Source organism: Streptomyces sp. NPDC050636, assembly GCF_040654775.1.
In the GTDB taxonomy this organism is placed as follows: Bacteria; Actinomycetota; Actinomycetes; order Streptomycetales; family Streptomycetaceae; genus Streptomyces.
Genome location: NZ_JBFAIP010000007.1, coordinates 52,297 through 64,649, shown reverse-complemented (window position 1 = coordinate 64,649; position 12,353 = coordinate 52,297). Strand labels below are relative to the sequence as shown.

Below are 12,353 nucleotides of genomic sequence, written 5' to 3'. Positions count from 1 at the left end.
AGGAGAGCAGGGAACCCAGATGGCGGAGCTCACGATCCGGCCGGAGGAGATCCGGGACGCGCTGGAGAACTTCGTCCAGGCGTACAAGCCGGACGCGGCCTCGCGCGAAGAGGTCGGCACGGTCAGCGAGGCCGGTGACGGCATCGCGAAGGTCGAGGGACTTCCCTCGGCGATGGCGAACGAGCTGCTGAAGTTCGAGGACGGCACGCTCGGTCTTGCGCTGAACCTGGAAGAGCGCGAGATCGGTGCAGTGGTCCTCGGCGAGTTCAGTGGCATCGAGGAGGGCCAGCCGGTGCAGCGCACCGGTGAGGTGCTCTCGGTCGCCGTGGGCGAGGGCTACCTCGGCCGCGTGGTCGACCCGCTGGGCAACCCGATCGACGGCCTCGGCGAGATCGAGTCCGAGGGTCGCCGCGCCCTGGAGCTGCAGGCTCCCGGCGTCATGGTCCGTAAGTCGGTCCACGAGCCGATGGAGACCGGCTACAAGGCCGTCGACGCGATGACCCCGATCGGCCGCGGCCAGCGCCAGCTGATCATCGGTGACCGCCAGACCGGCAAGACCGCCCTGGCCGTCGACACGATCATCAACCAGCGCGACAACTGGCGCTCGGGCGACCCGAAGAAGCAGGTCCGCTGCATCTACGTCGCCATCGGCCAGAAGGGCTCCACCATCGCGTCCGTGCGCGGTGCGCTGGAGGAGGCGGGCGCGCTTGAGTACACGACGATCGTCGCGGCTCCGGCGTCCGACCCGGCCGGCTTCAAGTACCTGGCCCCGTACACCGGTTCGGCCATCGGCCAGCACTGGATGTACCAGGGCAAGCACGTTCTGATCGTCTTCGACGACCTGTCGAAGCAGGCCGACGCCTACCGCGCCGTGTCCCTGCTGCTGCGCCGCCCGCCGGGCCGTGAGGCCTACCCGGGTGACGTCTTCTACCTGCACTCGCGTCTGCTGGAGCGCTGCGCGAAGCTCTCCGACGACCTGGGCGCCGGTTCGATGACGGGCCTCCCGATCGTCGAGACCAAGGCCAACGACGTGTCGGCGTTCATTCCGACCAACGTCATCTCCATCACCGACGGCCAGTGCTTCCTGGAGTCCGACCTGTTCAACGCCGGCCAGCGTCCGGCCCTGAACGTCGGTATCTCGGTCTCCCGTGTCGGTGGATCCGCCCAGCACAAGGCCATGCGGCAGGTCTCCGGCCGACTGCGTGTGGACCTCGCCCAGTACCGCGAGCTGGAGGCGTTCGCCGCCTTCGGTTCCGACCTGGACGCGGCCTCCAAGGCATCGCTGGAGCGCGGTAAGCGCATGGTCGAGCTGCTCAAGCAGAGCCAGTACGCGCCCTTCGCGACCGAGAACGAGGTCGTCTCCATCTGGGCCGGCACCACCGGCAAGATGGACGACGTCCCCGTCGAGGACATCCGCCGCTTCGAGGGGGAGCTTCTCGACTACCTGGGCCGGGAGAAGAAGGACCTGCTGACCAGCATTCGCGAGGGCGGCAAGATGTCCGACGACACCATCCAGGCGCTCACCGACTCCGTCGCCGCCTTCAAGCAGCAGTTCGAGACCTCGGACGGCAAGCTGCTCGGTGAGGACGCTCCGGTCAGCACCACCAAGTGACGACGGAAGGGACCTGATCCATGGGAGCCAAGCTCCGGGTCTACAAGCGTCGCATCCGCTCCGTCACCGCGACCAAGAAGATCACCAAGGCGATGGAGATGATCGCCGCCTCGCGCATCGTCAAGGCGCAGCGCAAGGTGGCGGCATCGACGCCGTACGCGAGTGAACTGACCCGCGCGGTGACAGCGGTTGCCACCGGTTCGACCACCAAGCACGCCCTGACCACCGAGGTGGACAACCCGACCCGTGCCGCGGTGCTGCTCATCACGAGCGACCGCGGTCTGGCCGGCGGCTACTCCTCGAACGCCATCAAGGCCGGTGAGCAGATCACCGAGCGGCTCAAGGCCGAGGGCAAGGAGGTCGACACCTACATCGTCGGCCGCAAGGGTGTCTCGTACTACGGCTTCCGTGAGCGCAAGGTCGCGGATTCGTGGACCGGCTTCACCGACAGCCCGACGTACGCGGACGCCAAGGCGGTCGCCGGACCGCTGATCGACGCCGTACAGAAGGACACGGCCGAGGGCGGCGTGGACGAACTCCACATCGTCTTCACCGAGTTCGTGTCGATGATGACGCAGACGGCGATCGATGATCGTCTGCTGCCGCTCAGCCTCGGCACGTCGGAGGCGGAGGAGTCGTCCAAGGGCGAGATCCTTCCGCTGTTCGACTTCGAGCCGTCGGCGGAGGACGTCCTGGACGCCCTGCTGCCGCGGTACGTCGAGTCGCGGATCTACAACGCACTCCTGCAGGCCGCCGCCTCCAAGCACGCCGCCACGCGCCGTGCGATGAAGTCGGCGACCGACAACGCAGAAGAGCTCATCAAGTCGCTCGCGCGGCTTGCCAACGCGGCCCGACAGGCCGAAATCACCCAGGAAATCAGCGAGATCGTCGGTGGCGCCAGTGCTCTGGCCGACGCGACCGCGGGGAGTGACTGACCACTATGACCACCACTGTTGAAACGGCCACGGCTACGGGCCGCGTCGCGCGGGTCATCGGCCCGGTCGTCGACGTGGAATTCCCCGTCGACGCGATGCCGGAGATCTACAACGCGCTGCACGTCGACATCGACGACCCGGCCGAGGCCGGCACGCGCAAGACGCTGACCCTTGAGGTCGCGCAGCACCTCGGCGAGGGCGTGGTCCGCGCCATCTCGATGCAGCCCACCGACGGCCTGGTCCGCCAGGCCCCGGTGACCAACACCGGGGCGGGCATCACCGTTCCGGTCGGCGACATCACCAAGGGCAAGGTGTTCAACACCCTCGGTGCGATCCTGAACGAGCCGGAGGCGGAGGCTCAGGTCACCGAGCGCTGGCCGATCCACCGCAAGGCCCCGGCCTTCGACCAGCTTGAGTCGAAGACCGAGATGTTCGAGACCGGCCTGAAGGTCGTCGACCTGCTGACCCCGTACGTCAAGGGCGGCAAGATCGGTCTGTTCGGTGGTGCGGGCGTCGGCAAGACCGTCCTCATCCAGGAAATGATCATGCGTGTGGCCAAGCTGCACGAGGGTGTTTCCGTGTTCGCCGGTGTCGGCGAGCGCACCCGTGAGGGCAACGACCTCATCGACGAGATGACGGACTCCGGCGTTCTGGACAAGACCGCGCTGGTCTTCGGCCAGATGGACGAGCCCCCGGGCACCCGTCTCCGCGTCGCGCTGGCCGGTCTGACCATGGCGGAGTACTTCCGCGATGTGCAGAAGCAGGACGTGCTGTTCTTCATCGACAACATCTTCCGCTTCACCCAGGCCGGTTCCGAGGTCTCCACCCTGCTGGGCCGGATGCCCTCCGCGGTCGGTTACCAGCCGAACCTGGCGGACGAGATGGGCCTCCTGCAGGAGCGCATCACCTCGACCCGTGGTCACTCGATCACCTCGATGCAGGCGATCTACGTCCCCGCGGACGACCTGACCGACCCGGCCCCGGCGACGACCTTCGCGCACCTCGACGCGACGACCGTGCTGTCGCGTCCGATCTCGGAGAAGGGCATCTACCCGGCGGTGGACCCGCTGGACTCGACGTCCCGCATCCTGGACCCGCGCTACATCGCGCAGGACCACTACGACGCGGCCCGTCGCGTCATCGGCATCCTGCAGAAGTACAAGGACCTGCAGGACATCATCGCCATTCTCGGTATCGACGAGCTGGGCGAGGAGGACAAGCTGGTTGTCCACCGTGCCCGTCGTATCGAGCGCTTCCTGTCGCAGAACACCCACGCGGCGAAGCAGTTCACCGGTCTCGACGGATCGGACGTTCCGCTGGACGAGTCGATCGCGGCCTTCAACGCGATCGCCGACGGCGACTACGACCACTTCCCCGAGCAGGCGTTCTTCATGTGCGGTGGCCTGGACGACCTCAAGGCGAAGGCCAAGGAGCTCGGCGTCTCCTGACCCGTGCTCCCGGACCGGGGGTGGCCGTGGCCGCCCCCGGTCCGGACGACCACTAGTATTTGACCCAGCATCTGCCGAGCCAGGCAGGTGGAGACCCGAGGAGCCATCGTGGCTGAGCTGCACGTCGAGTTGGTCGCCGCGGACCGTCAGGTCTGGTCCGGCGAGGCCAGCCTGGTCGTCGCGCGCACCTCGTCGGGCGACATCGGCGTCATGCCCGGACATCAGCCGCTGCTCGGCGTGCTGCAGTCGGGCCCGGTGACGATTCGTACGACCGGTGAGAGCGGGGACGGCACCGTCGTCGCCGCTGTGCACGGCGGCTTCATCTCGTTCGCCGACAACAAGCTGTCTCTGCTCGCGGAGATCGCCGAGCTGTCGGACGAGATCGATGTCCAGCGCGCGGAGCGGGCCCTGGAGCGAGCGAAGTCGGAGGCCGACGCGGCCGCCGAGCGTCGCGCAGATGTCCGGCTGCGTGCGGTGACGGGCGTTCACTGACCCCGTCACCGACGAGATCGATCCTCAGCCGCGGGCTGCCCCGGAGACCTCCGGAGCGGCCCGCGGCTGAGGCAATGCAGGTGCGTTTCCCTCCCCCACGCCTGAACGGCGCGGGGGCACCCCCATCGAGGCGAGGAGGTCGGTCGAGATGGTCCTCGCTCTGCTTGTGAGCGGCGCGGTCGTGGTACTGGTGCTGCTGGGGCTGTTCGTCTTCGGACTGAGAAGGCGGCTCATCCAGCGGTCCGGCGGCACGTTCGACTGCAGCCTGCGCTGGAACGTACCGGAGAAGGAGACCGACCCCAGCGGCAAGGGCTGGATCTACGGTGTGGCGCGCTACAACGGTGACCGGATCGAGTGGTTCCGGGTGTTCTCGTACGCGCCCCGGCCCCGGCGGATGCTGGAGCGCTCCGCCATCGAGGTCCTGGAGCGCCGTACCCCCCAGGGCGAGGAGGAGCTGGCGCTGCTCTCCGACTCCATCGTGCTCGCCTGCCGCCACCGCGGCACCCGCCTGGAGCTGGCGATGAGCGAGGACGCGCTCACCGGCTTCCTGGCCTGGCTGGAGGCGGCGCCGCCCGGCCAGAGGGTGAACGTGGCCTGACGGGCGCGGTACCTAGGGCGTGGGCGAACACATCCCGTAGGGGAAGCAAGAGCCCCCTGCGGGGCCACAACGCGGGGGCAGGGGATGGTATTCCGGTGGCCCACCACGCGATCGGTGAGACGTTGCCTACCAACCGTCGACCCCCAACTCCTGTGCCAGCACCGCCGCCTGGACCCGGCTGCGCAGATCCAGCTTGGCCAGCAGCCGGCTGACATGCGTCTTCACGGTGGCCTCCGCCATCGCCAGCCGCACCGCGATATCGGCGTTCGACAGCCCCCGCCCCAGACAGCCGAGCACCTCCCGCTCGCGCGGTGTCAGCGCCTCCAGGACCGCCGGATCGGGGGCGGCGCCGTCCCGGCCCGGCCGCGCCGCGGCGCTCGGCCGGGCGAACTCCGCGATCAGCCGGCGAGTCACCGCTGGGGCGATCAGCCCCTCGCCGGACGCGACCGTGCGCACCGCCGTCAGCAGCTCGGCCGCGTCGCTGTCCTTGAGCAGAAAACCCGCCGCGCCCGCCCGGAGCGCCTCGAAGACATACTCGTCCAGGTCGAAGGTGGTCAGCACCAGGACATCCGCCAGCCCCTCGGAGACGACCTGCCGGGTGGCGGAGATCCCGTCGAGCCGGGGCATCTGGACGTCCATGAGGACGAGATCGGGGCGCAGCTCGCGGGCGAGCCGCACCGCCTCCTCACCGTCCAACGCCTCCCCGACGACGTTGATGTCGGGTACGGAGCGCAGGATGAGCACCAGCCCGGCGCGTACGGCGGACTGGTCCTCGGCGACGAGGACCCGGATCGGCTGCGCGATGGCGCCTGTCATCGTTGTTCTTCCTCCTCGGCGGCGGGCAGCGCTGCCCGCACCAGCCAGACCCGTCCGGCCGGCCCGCTCTCCGGGCCGGCCTCGAACTCCCCGCCCAGCAGGGCGATCCGCTCGCGCATCCCCACCAGGCCGGCGCCGGAGCCGGGCGCGCGGGGACCGGGCCGGTCGGCGAACGGGCTGCTGACGGAGACGGTGAGCGGCCCACCCCGCTCATGGGCGATCCGCACCCGGACGGCACCGGGCGCGGCGTGCTTGAGCGCGTTGGTCAGCGACTCCTGGACGATGCGGTACGCGGCCAGCTCGACCGGCGCCACCAGCTTGGCCTCGGGCCCCGCGCCGTCGGTACGCCGGGCGTCGTCGAGCGTGAAGGTCAGGCCGCTGCTCGCGCCGTTCGTACGAGCCTGGGCGATCAGTGCGTCGAGCCCGCTGAGGGTGGGGGTCGCGGCCGGCTCCTCGCTGCCGTGGGTCGCCTCGGGGTCGCGCAGCAGCCCGATGAGACGGCGCATTTCGGCCAGCCCCTGCACGCTGTTCTCACGGATCACCCCGAGCGCCTCGCGGGTCGCCGCCGGGTCGTCGATGGCCTGCGCGGCGGTCGAGTGGATCGCGATGGCGGACAGATGGTTGGCGACCATGTCGTGCAGTTCGCGCGCCATCCGGGCCCGCTCGCCGGCCACCGCCTGGGTCCGGTCCATCTCGGCCAGCAGCGCGGTCTGCTCGGCCCGCAACCGGGCGGCCTGGGCGGCGTCGCGGTGCTGCCGGATGATGGCACCCGTCCAGGCGGGGGCGATGGTCAGTACGCCGGCGCCGACGCCGAACAGCAGCGCCTGCGGGTCGCGCAGCAGCGCCACCGGGACGAGGGTGGCGAGCACGGTGATCACCTCGGAGGCGATCGGGATCCGGCGGGCCATCGTCGGGGAGCCGTACAGCACGGCCGCGTACACCACGTCCGTGAACATCACGACCGTGGCGATCAGCCCGCCGGCGCACAGGTCCAGGGCGAGCGCCCCGCCGGCGAGCGCCAACGCGGTCCGCGGGGCCGTACGGCGCAGCAGCTCCGTACCGCTCATCACGACCAGCGCGACCAGCGCGAGCCGGACCGGGACGCCCGGCAGCGGGGTGCCGTTGCGCAGCCCCAGTGCCCACAGCAGCAGGCCGCCGAGCAGCCCGCAGGCCGCGATGTGCACATCGTCGCGGTGCGGCCGGGCGGCCAGGGCGGCGAAGTAGCGATTCGCGGTCACCGTCACTCCTCCATCCAACACGGCGGTGCTGCCCGCCACCTCCACGCCGGGGCCGAGGCCGTACCGCGCGCGACTACATCGAAAGATGCAGCCGGGGATCGTCGCGGGCGACGACGCGGGCGCCTGTTTCCCGGGTGAGGCTGGAAGCAGGTCCTGCGAGGGGGAGAGGTTCTGTCGTGGTCGTTACGTTGATCATCATCTGTGAGGTCGGCTTCTGGGTTCTCCTGGTCGCCGGGCTGGCATTGCGCTATCTGGCGCGGATGCCGCGCACGGGAGCGGTGGTGCTCCTGATGGAGCCGCTGCTGGAGCTGGTCCTGCTGATCGTCACCGCGGTCGACTTGAAGAACGGCGCGGCGGCGGACTGGAAACACGGCCTGGCCGCCGTCTACCTCGGATACACCGTCGCCTACGGCCACTACACGATCAAATGGATCGACGGCCACTTCTCCCACCGCTTCGCGGGCGGTCCGCCCCCGGTCAAGCTCTACGGCATGGCACGCGCCATGCACGAGGGGAAGCTGTGGCTGCGTACGGTGCTGATGGTGGCCGTCGCGGCGGCCCTGCTGCAGATCGCGATCTGGTACGTCGGCGACAGCGGCAACATCGAATCGCTGCGCAGCTCGCAGCTCGCCACCCTGCGCATCGTCGTCATCCACGGCGTCATCGCACTGACGTACTTCCTCTGGCAGAGGAAGGCCCCGGAGGGGAGCCCGGAGAACGGGGAGCCGGCCCGGCCGCAGGAGAAGAGCCTGCGGTAGGGGCGCGGCGTCGGTGGCCTACGGGCGGCAGTGCCTCAGCGCTCCCCGCCCGGTACCCACAACACGTCCCCGACCTCCTTGTTGGCCGTGCGGGCGAGGATGAACAGCAGGTCGGAGAGGCGGTTGAGGTAGGTGGCGGTGAGCGGGTTCATGCTGCCGTCCGTGCCTGTGGCGCCGTGTTCCTCGAAGGCCGCCCACGTCGAGCGTTCCGCGCGCCGTACGACCGTGCACGCCTGGTGCAGCAGCGCGGCGCCCGCCGTGCCGCCCGGGAGGATGAAGCTGCGCAGCTTCTCCAGTTCCTCCAGGAAGCGGTCGCAGTCGGCCTCCAGCTTGTCGATATAGGCCTGTTCGACGCGCAGCGGCGGGAACTCCGGGTTCTCCACCACTGGCGTCGACAGGTCGGCTCCGACATCGAAGAGGTCGTTCTGTACGCGCAGCAGGACCGCCGAGACATCGTCCGGCAGCGAGCCCAGTGCCAGGGCCACGCCGATGGCCGCGTTGGCCTCGTTGGCGTCCGCGTACGCCGCGATCCGCGAATCGGTCTTGGCGGTGCGGCTCATGTCGCCGAGGGCGGTGGTGCCCTTGTCGCCGGTGCGGGTGTAGATGCGCGTCAGATTCACCATGGGGCCGAGCCTACGCCGCGGCTCTGCGGAAGGTGCGGGTGCAGACGGTCACCGACACCGCGGCGAGTGCGAGGGCGACGAGGACTCCGTAGAGCATGGCCGAGGAGGCGTAGGAGCCGACGTACGCGGCCCGCACCGCGTCCACGAGATAGCGGAACGGCATGAAGTGCGACAGCACATCGAGCCACTTGGGCCCCAGTGACATCGGCAGCATCAGTCCGGACAGCAGCATCGAGGGCATGGTGACCGCGTTGATGACCGGCCCGAACTCGTGCGGGGCGGTGACCTTCAGCGCCAGCGCGTAGGACAGCGAGGCGAGCGCGACGGTCAGTACGGCGACGAACGCGAAGCCGATGAGGATGCCGGGCAGCGGCGCGCGCAGGCCCATGGCCAGTGCGGCCAGCACCAGCAGCACGGACTGGAACACGAAGAGCAGCGCGTCGCGCAGGACGCGCCCGAGCAGCAGCGCGAGCCGGCTCACCGGTGTCACCCGCATCCGCTCCACGACGCCGTACTGCTTCTCGACGATGATGCCGAAACCGCAGAACGAGGCCCCGAACAGGCCGAGTTGGAGCAGTAGGCCGGGCACCAGCAGCTGCCAGGAGCTGTCGGCTGAGGACAGCGGCAGATCGGTCAGCAGCGGGCCGAAGAAGAGCAGGTACAGCAGCGGCATCAGAACGCCGAAGCCCATGTGGAGCCTGGAGCGCAGGGTCTGGCGGGCGTAGCGGCCGAAGACCAGCGCGGTGTCGGAGAGGAAGGGAGTCAGGGACAAGGGGTGCTCCTAGACGGCTATGGGGGCGGAGTCCTTGGGCGCGGGGCCCCGGCCGGTGATGGCGAGGAAGGCGTCCTGCAGGGACGCGTCGGGGGAGCCGGCGTGGATGCGTTTGAGGGCGTCCGGGGTGCCTTCGGCGACGACCACGCCCTTGTCGACGATCACCAGCCGGTCGGCGAGCGCATCGGCCTCGTCGAGGTAGTGGGTGGTGAGGAAGACGGTGGTGCCGTGGTCGGCGCGGATCCGCCGGATCAGCTCCCACAGGTCGGCGCGGCTGCCGGGGTCGAGCCCGGTGGTCGGTTCGTCGAGGAACAGCACTTCGGGGCGGTGGGTGAGGCCCATCGCTATGTCCAGCCGGCGCCGCTGGCCGCCGGAGAGCGTGGCGGCCTTGCGGTCGAGCAGCCCGGTCAGGCCCAGGTCGGCGGCCAACTCCTCGGTGCGGGCCAGGGCTTCGGCCTTGCCGAGCCGGTAGAGGCGGGCCTGGGTGACCAGTTCCTCGCGAACCGAGACATTCGGGTCGACGCCGCCGGACTGGGCGACGTACCCGGAGGCGCGGCGCACCCCCGCCGGGTCGCGGACGAGGTCGCAGCCGGCGACGGTCGCGCTGCCGCCGGTGGGTGCGAGGAGGGTGGTGAGCATCCGAAGGGTGGTGGTCTTGCCGGCGCCGTTGGGGCCGAGGAAGCCGAGGATCTCGCCGCGCTCGGCGGTGAGGTCGATGCCGCGGACGGCCTCGACGGGGCCGTTTTTGGTGGTGAAGGTCCGGGCGAGTCCGGACGCGCTGAGGACTGGCATGTCGATAGAAAAACAGAGGGACTGAAAAATTGCAATGTGCCCAAAATTTAATGGAGCCCAGCGAAGGGTAGGGTGAGGGCATGGCTGAGGGACTCAGGGAACGGAAGAAGCGGCAGACCCGCCAGTACATCTCGGACACGGCCACCGGCCTCTTCCTGGAGCGCGGCTTCGACGCGGTGACCATCGCGGAGATCGCCGAGGCGGCGGATGTCTCCGTCAACACCGTGTACAACTACTTCCCGGCCAAGGAGGACCTCTTTCTGGACCGCAGCAAGGGCCTGATCGACCGGCTGTCGCGGTTCGTACGGGCCCGGGCCGCGGGGGAGTCGGCCGCCGCCGCCGTACTGCGGGAGCTGCGCGAGGAGGTCGAGAGCGTCTCGCCCAAGGTCGGACTCATGGAGGGGTACGACCGCTTCATGAAGGTCGTCCACGGGTCGGCGACCCTCCAGGCCCGCCTGTGGTACCTCCAGCGGGAGCAGTACGAGCACCTGGAGGCCACCCTCAGGCAGGAGACCGGCGCCGCGGACGACGACCCGATGCCCGGTCTGATGGCCGGCCAGATGAACTGGGTGCACGAGACCTTGATGACCGCCATCGCCCACGAGATGATCGCCGGCCGCAAGCCCGACGTCGTCTCCCGCGAGGCCCTCGTCCTGCTCGACGAAGTGGCGGACCTTCTGAGCGAAAAGGTCCTCAACTACGCCGTACGGGCGTCCGGCTGACGGCCGCCGGGCCGGATTCCGGCCAGTGTCCGCCCCTCGACGGTGTGATGTCCGTCATCTGAGACGTGACGCGCATCTCTTACCCCCCAATGGAGCGCTCACGACCGCTAACGTCACCTTGAGAGCCGTTAAGTGCACAGGGTGTTAGGGGACAGCAGTGGCAAGGAAGCTCGCCGTCATCGGCGCCGGACTCATGGGATCCGGTATCGCGCAGGTCTCCGCCCAGGCAGGCTGGGACGTCGTCCTCCGCGATGTGACGGACGAGGCGCTGGCCCGCGGCAAGGGCGGCATCGAGGCCTCGTACGAGAAGTTCGTGGGCAAGGGCAAGCTGGAGGCGTCCACCGCCGAGCAGGCGCTGGCCCGTATCACCACGACGACCGATCTCGACGCCGTTGCCGACGCCGATATCGTCGTCGAGGCCGTCTTCGAGAAGATCGAGGTCAAGCGGGAGATCTTCCAGGCGCTCGACAAGATCGCCAAGGATGACGCGGTGCTGGCCTCCAACACCTCCGCCATCCCGATCACCAAGATCGCCGCCGCCACCTCCCGCCCCGAGCGGGTCGTCGGCGCGCACTTCTTCTCGCCGGTGCCGATGATGCAGCTGTGCGAGCTGGTGCGCGGCTACAAGACCAGCGACGAAACCCTCGCCACCGCACGGGAATTCGCCGAGTCCGTCGGCAAGACCTGCGTCGTCGTCAACCGCGATGTCGCCGGTTTCGTCACCACCCGGCTGATCTCGGCGCTGGTCGTCGAGGCCGCCAAGTTGTACGAGTCCGGTGTGGCGAGCGCCGAGGACATCGACATCGCCTGCAAGCTGGGCTTCGGCCATGCGATGGGACCGCTGGCCACCGCCGACCTGACGGGCGTCGACATCCTGCTGCACGCCACCAGCAACATCTACACCGAGTCCCAGGACGAGAAGTTCGCGCCGCCGGAGATCATGCGGCGCATGGTCGACGCCGGTGACATCGGCCGCAAGAGTGGGCAGGGCTTCTACGAGCACTGATACCGCGTCAGGTCCCCCGGACGAGTGAGTCCGACGGGGTCACCCCACCGGGTGAATTCGGTATCGGTTCGCTTACAGGCGGCAACTTGTCCGCATGAGAGGCAGTCAGTTCTGTAGACGTCCAGGCACGAGTACCCATCACTTCGGGGAGCGGATATGCACATCAGGGGCGACCACGTCGAGCTGGTCGTCGGGGGCCGCCTCGACGTCCGCAGCGCGGCGGACGCCCGTACGGCCCTGCACACCGCCGTCGACTCCGGTCACGGTGACCTCGTGCTGGACCTGACCGAGCTGGATTCGTGGGACGCCACCGGCCTCGGTGTGATCATGGGTGCGCACCGCCGCGCGGGCCGGGTCAACCGCCGGCTCGTGCTGCGTGGTGTGCCGCCCCAGATGCAGCGTCTGCTGGTCGCCACCCGGCTGCACCGCATCCTCGCGATCGAGGGCGGCATCGAAGCGGAATCGCTGCCGCGCGTCTGAGCCGCCGGCGGCGGTCAGGACCGGCCGCCGGACGATCAAGGCCGGTCGATCAAGCTCGCAC

Annotated in this window: 14 protein-coding genes; 9 read left to right on the top strand and 5 right to left on the bottom strand. The window is 69.3% G+C overall.

Annotated elements, in window-relative coordinates; all coding sequences use genetic code 11:
* The first annotated feature begins 19 nt into the window (after nucleotides 1–19).
* From atpA to AB0I10_RS09720, 5 genes are all read left to right on the top strand, one after another.
* Nucleotides 20–1,612 carry a F0F1 ATP synthase subunit alpha gene (gene atpA / locus AB0I10_RS09740; protein ID WP_363151829.1) on the top strand — a complete coding sequence of 531 codons (1,593 nt, stop codon included), beginning with the start codon at nucleotides 20–22 and terminating at the stop codon, nucleotides 1,610–1,612.
* A gap of 20 nt (nucleotides 1,613–1,632) precedes the next feature.
* Nucleotides 1,633–2,547: a F0F1 ATP synthase subunit gamma gene (locus AB0I10_RS09735; protein ID WP_363151827.1), complete on the top strand. Its 915-nt coding sequence runs from the start codon at nucleotides 1,633–1,635 to the stop codon at nucleotides 2,545–2,547.
* Between the two features lie 5 nt (nucleotides 2,548–2,552).
* Nucleotides 2,553–3,995, top strand: coding sequence for a F0F1 ATP synthase subunit beta (gene atpD, locus AB0I10_RS09730; protein WP_363151826.1), 1,443 nt, complete (start codon nucleotides 2,553–2,555; stop codon nucleotides 3,993–3,995).
* Between the two features lie 108 nt (nucleotides 3,996–4,103).
* The gene (locus AB0I10_RS09725; RefSeq protein WP_136742616.1) at nucleotides 4,104–4,487 is read left to right on the top strand and encodes a F0F1 ATP synthase subunit epsilon; all 384 of its coding nucleotides are present in this window, start codon (nucleotides 4,104–4,106) and stop codon (nucleotides 4,485–4,487) included.
* A gap of 148 nt (nucleotides 4,488–4,635) precedes the next feature.
* Nucleotides 4,636–5,085, top strand: a complete 450-nt coding sequence (locus tag AB0I10_RS09720) for a DUF2550 domain-containing protein (protein ID WP_363151825.1) — start codon at nucleotides 4,636–4,638, stop codon at nucleotides 5,083–5,085.
* 126 nt (nucleotides 5,086–5,211) lie between these two features.
* On the opposite strand, the gene AB0I10_RS09715 is transcribed toward AB0I10_RS09720, so the two are convergent.
* Both AB0I10_RS09715 and AB0I10_RS09710 read right to left on the bottom strand, forming a co-directional pair.
* The gene (locus AB0I10_RS09715; protein WP_363151824.1) at nucleotides 5,212–5,901 is read right to left on the bottom strand and encodes a response regulator transcription factor; all 690 of its coding nucleotides are present in this window, start codon (nucleotides 5,899–5,901) and stop codon (nucleotides 5,212–5,214) included.
* A complete protein-coding gene (locus tag AB0I10_RS09710) occupies nucleotides 5,898–7,139 on the bottom strand; it encodes a histidine kinase (protein WP_363151823.1) in 1,242 nt (413 codons plus the stop codon). Before AB0I10_RS09710 ends, AB0I10_RS09715 begins: the two co-directional genes overlap by 4 nt.
* A 176-nt stretch (nucleotides 7,140–7,315) precedes the next feature.
* Here AB0I10_RS09710 and AB0I10_RS09705 point away from each other — a divergent pair, with 176 nt between their 5' ends.
* Nucleotides 7,316–7,897 carry a hypothetical protein gene (locus AB0I10_RS09705; RefSeq protein WP_363151822.1) on the top strand — a complete coding sequence of 194 codons (582 nt, stop codon included), beginning with the start codon at nucleotides 7,316–7,318 and terminating at the stop codon, nucleotides 7,895–7,897.
* Between the two features lie 35 nt (nucleotides 7,898–7,932).
* Here the strand turns inward: AB0I10_RS09705 and AB0I10_RS09700 are convergent, their stop codons facing one another.
* The 3 genes from AB0I10_RS09700 to AB0I10_RS09690 are packed head-to-tail and all read right to left on the bottom strand — an operon-like array spanning nucleotide 7,933 to nucleotide 10,084.
* Nucleotides 7,933–8,520, bottom strand: a complete 588-nt coding sequence (locus tag AB0I10_RS09700) for a cob(I)yrinic acid a,c-diamide adenosyltransferase (protein WP_363151821.1) — start codon at nucleotides 8,518–8,520, stop codon at nucleotides 7,933–7,935.
* 10 nt (nucleotides 8,521–8,530) lie between these two features.
* Nucleotides 8,531–9,286 carry an ABC transporter permease gene (locus AB0I10_RS09695; RefSeq protein ID WP_363151955.1) on the bottom strand — a complete coding sequence of 252 codons (756 nt, stop codon included), beginning with the start codon at nucleotides 9,284–9,286 and terminating at the stop codon, nucleotides 8,531–8,533.
* Nucleotides 9,287–9,301: 15 nt separating this feature from the next.
* Entirely contained in the window at nucleotides 9,302–10,084 is a 783-nt protein-coding gene (locus AB0I10_RS09690) for an ATP-binding cassette domain-containing protein (protein ID WP_363151820.1), read from the bottom strand.
* Nucleotides 10,085–10,164: 80 nt separating this feature from the next.
* Between AB0I10_RS09690 and AB0I10_RS09685 the strand changes: the two genes are divergently transcribed.
* From AB0I10_RS09685 to AB0I10_RS09675, 3 genes are all read left to right on the top strand, one after another.
* Nucleotides 10,165–10,806, top strand: coding sequence for a helix-turn-helix domain-containing protein (locus AB0I10_RS09685; RefSeq protein ID WP_363151819.1), 642 nt, complete (start codon nucleotides 10,165–10,167; stop codon nucleotides 10,804–10,806).
* Between the two features lie 157 nt (nucleotides 10,807–10,963).
* On the top strand, nucleotides 10,964–11,812 hold the full coding sequence (locus AB0I10_RS09680) for a 3-hydroxyacyl-CoA dehydrogenase family protein (RefSeq protein ID WP_363151818.1): 849 nt from the start codon (nucleotides 10,964–10,966) through the stop codon (nucleotides 11,810–11,812).
* 156 nt (nucleotides 11,813–11,968) lie between these two features.
* Complete coding sequence (locus AB0I10_RS09675; RefSeq protein ID WP_030065555.1) at nucleotides 11,969–12,292, top strand: STAS domain-containing protein; 324 nt, start codon at nucleotides 11,969–11,971, stop codon at nucleotides 12,290–12,292.
* Nucleotides 12,293–12,353 lie beyond the last annotated feature (61 nt).

Excerpts from the sequence above, each read along its gene's own strand:
- atpA (WP_363151829.1), top strand. The coding sequence starts at position 20 with ATGGCGGAGCTCACGATCCGGCCGGAGGAGATCCGGGACGCGCTGGAG.
- AB0I10_RS09735 (WP_363151827.1), top strand. The coding sequence starts at position 1,633 with ATGGGAGCCAAGCTCCGGGTCTACAAGCGTCGCATCCGCTCCGTCACC.
- atpD (WP_363151826.1), top strand. The coding sequence starts at position 2,553 with ATGACCACCACTGTTGAAACGGCCACGGCTACGGGCCGCGTCGCGCGG.
- AB0I10_RS09720 (WP_363151825.1), top strand. The coding sequence starts at position 4,636 with ATGGTCCTCGCTCTGCTTGTGAGCGGCGCGGTCGTGGTACTGGTGCTG.
- AB0I10_RS09715 (WP_363151824.1), bottom strand. The coding sequence starts at position 5,901 with ATGACAGGCGCCATCGCGCAGCCGATCCGGGTCCTCGTCGCCGAGGAC.
- AB0I10_RS09700 (WP_363151821.1), bottom strand. The coding sequence starts at position 8,520 with ATGGTGAATCTGACGCGCATCTACACCCGCACCGGCGACAAGGGCACC.
- AB0I10_RS09690 (WP_363151820.1), bottom strand. The coding sequence starts at position 10,084 with ATGCCAGTCCTCAGCGCGTCCGGACTCGCCCGGACCTTCACCACCAAA.
- AB0I10_RS09685 (WP_363151819.1), top strand. The coding sequence starts at position 10,165 with ATGGCTGAGGGACTCAGGGAACGGAAGAAGCGGCAGACCCGCCAGTAC.
- AB0I10_RS09675 (WP_030065555.1), top strand. The coding sequence starts at position 11,969 with ATGCACATCAGGGGCGACCACGTCGAGCTGGTCGTCGGGGGCCGCCTC.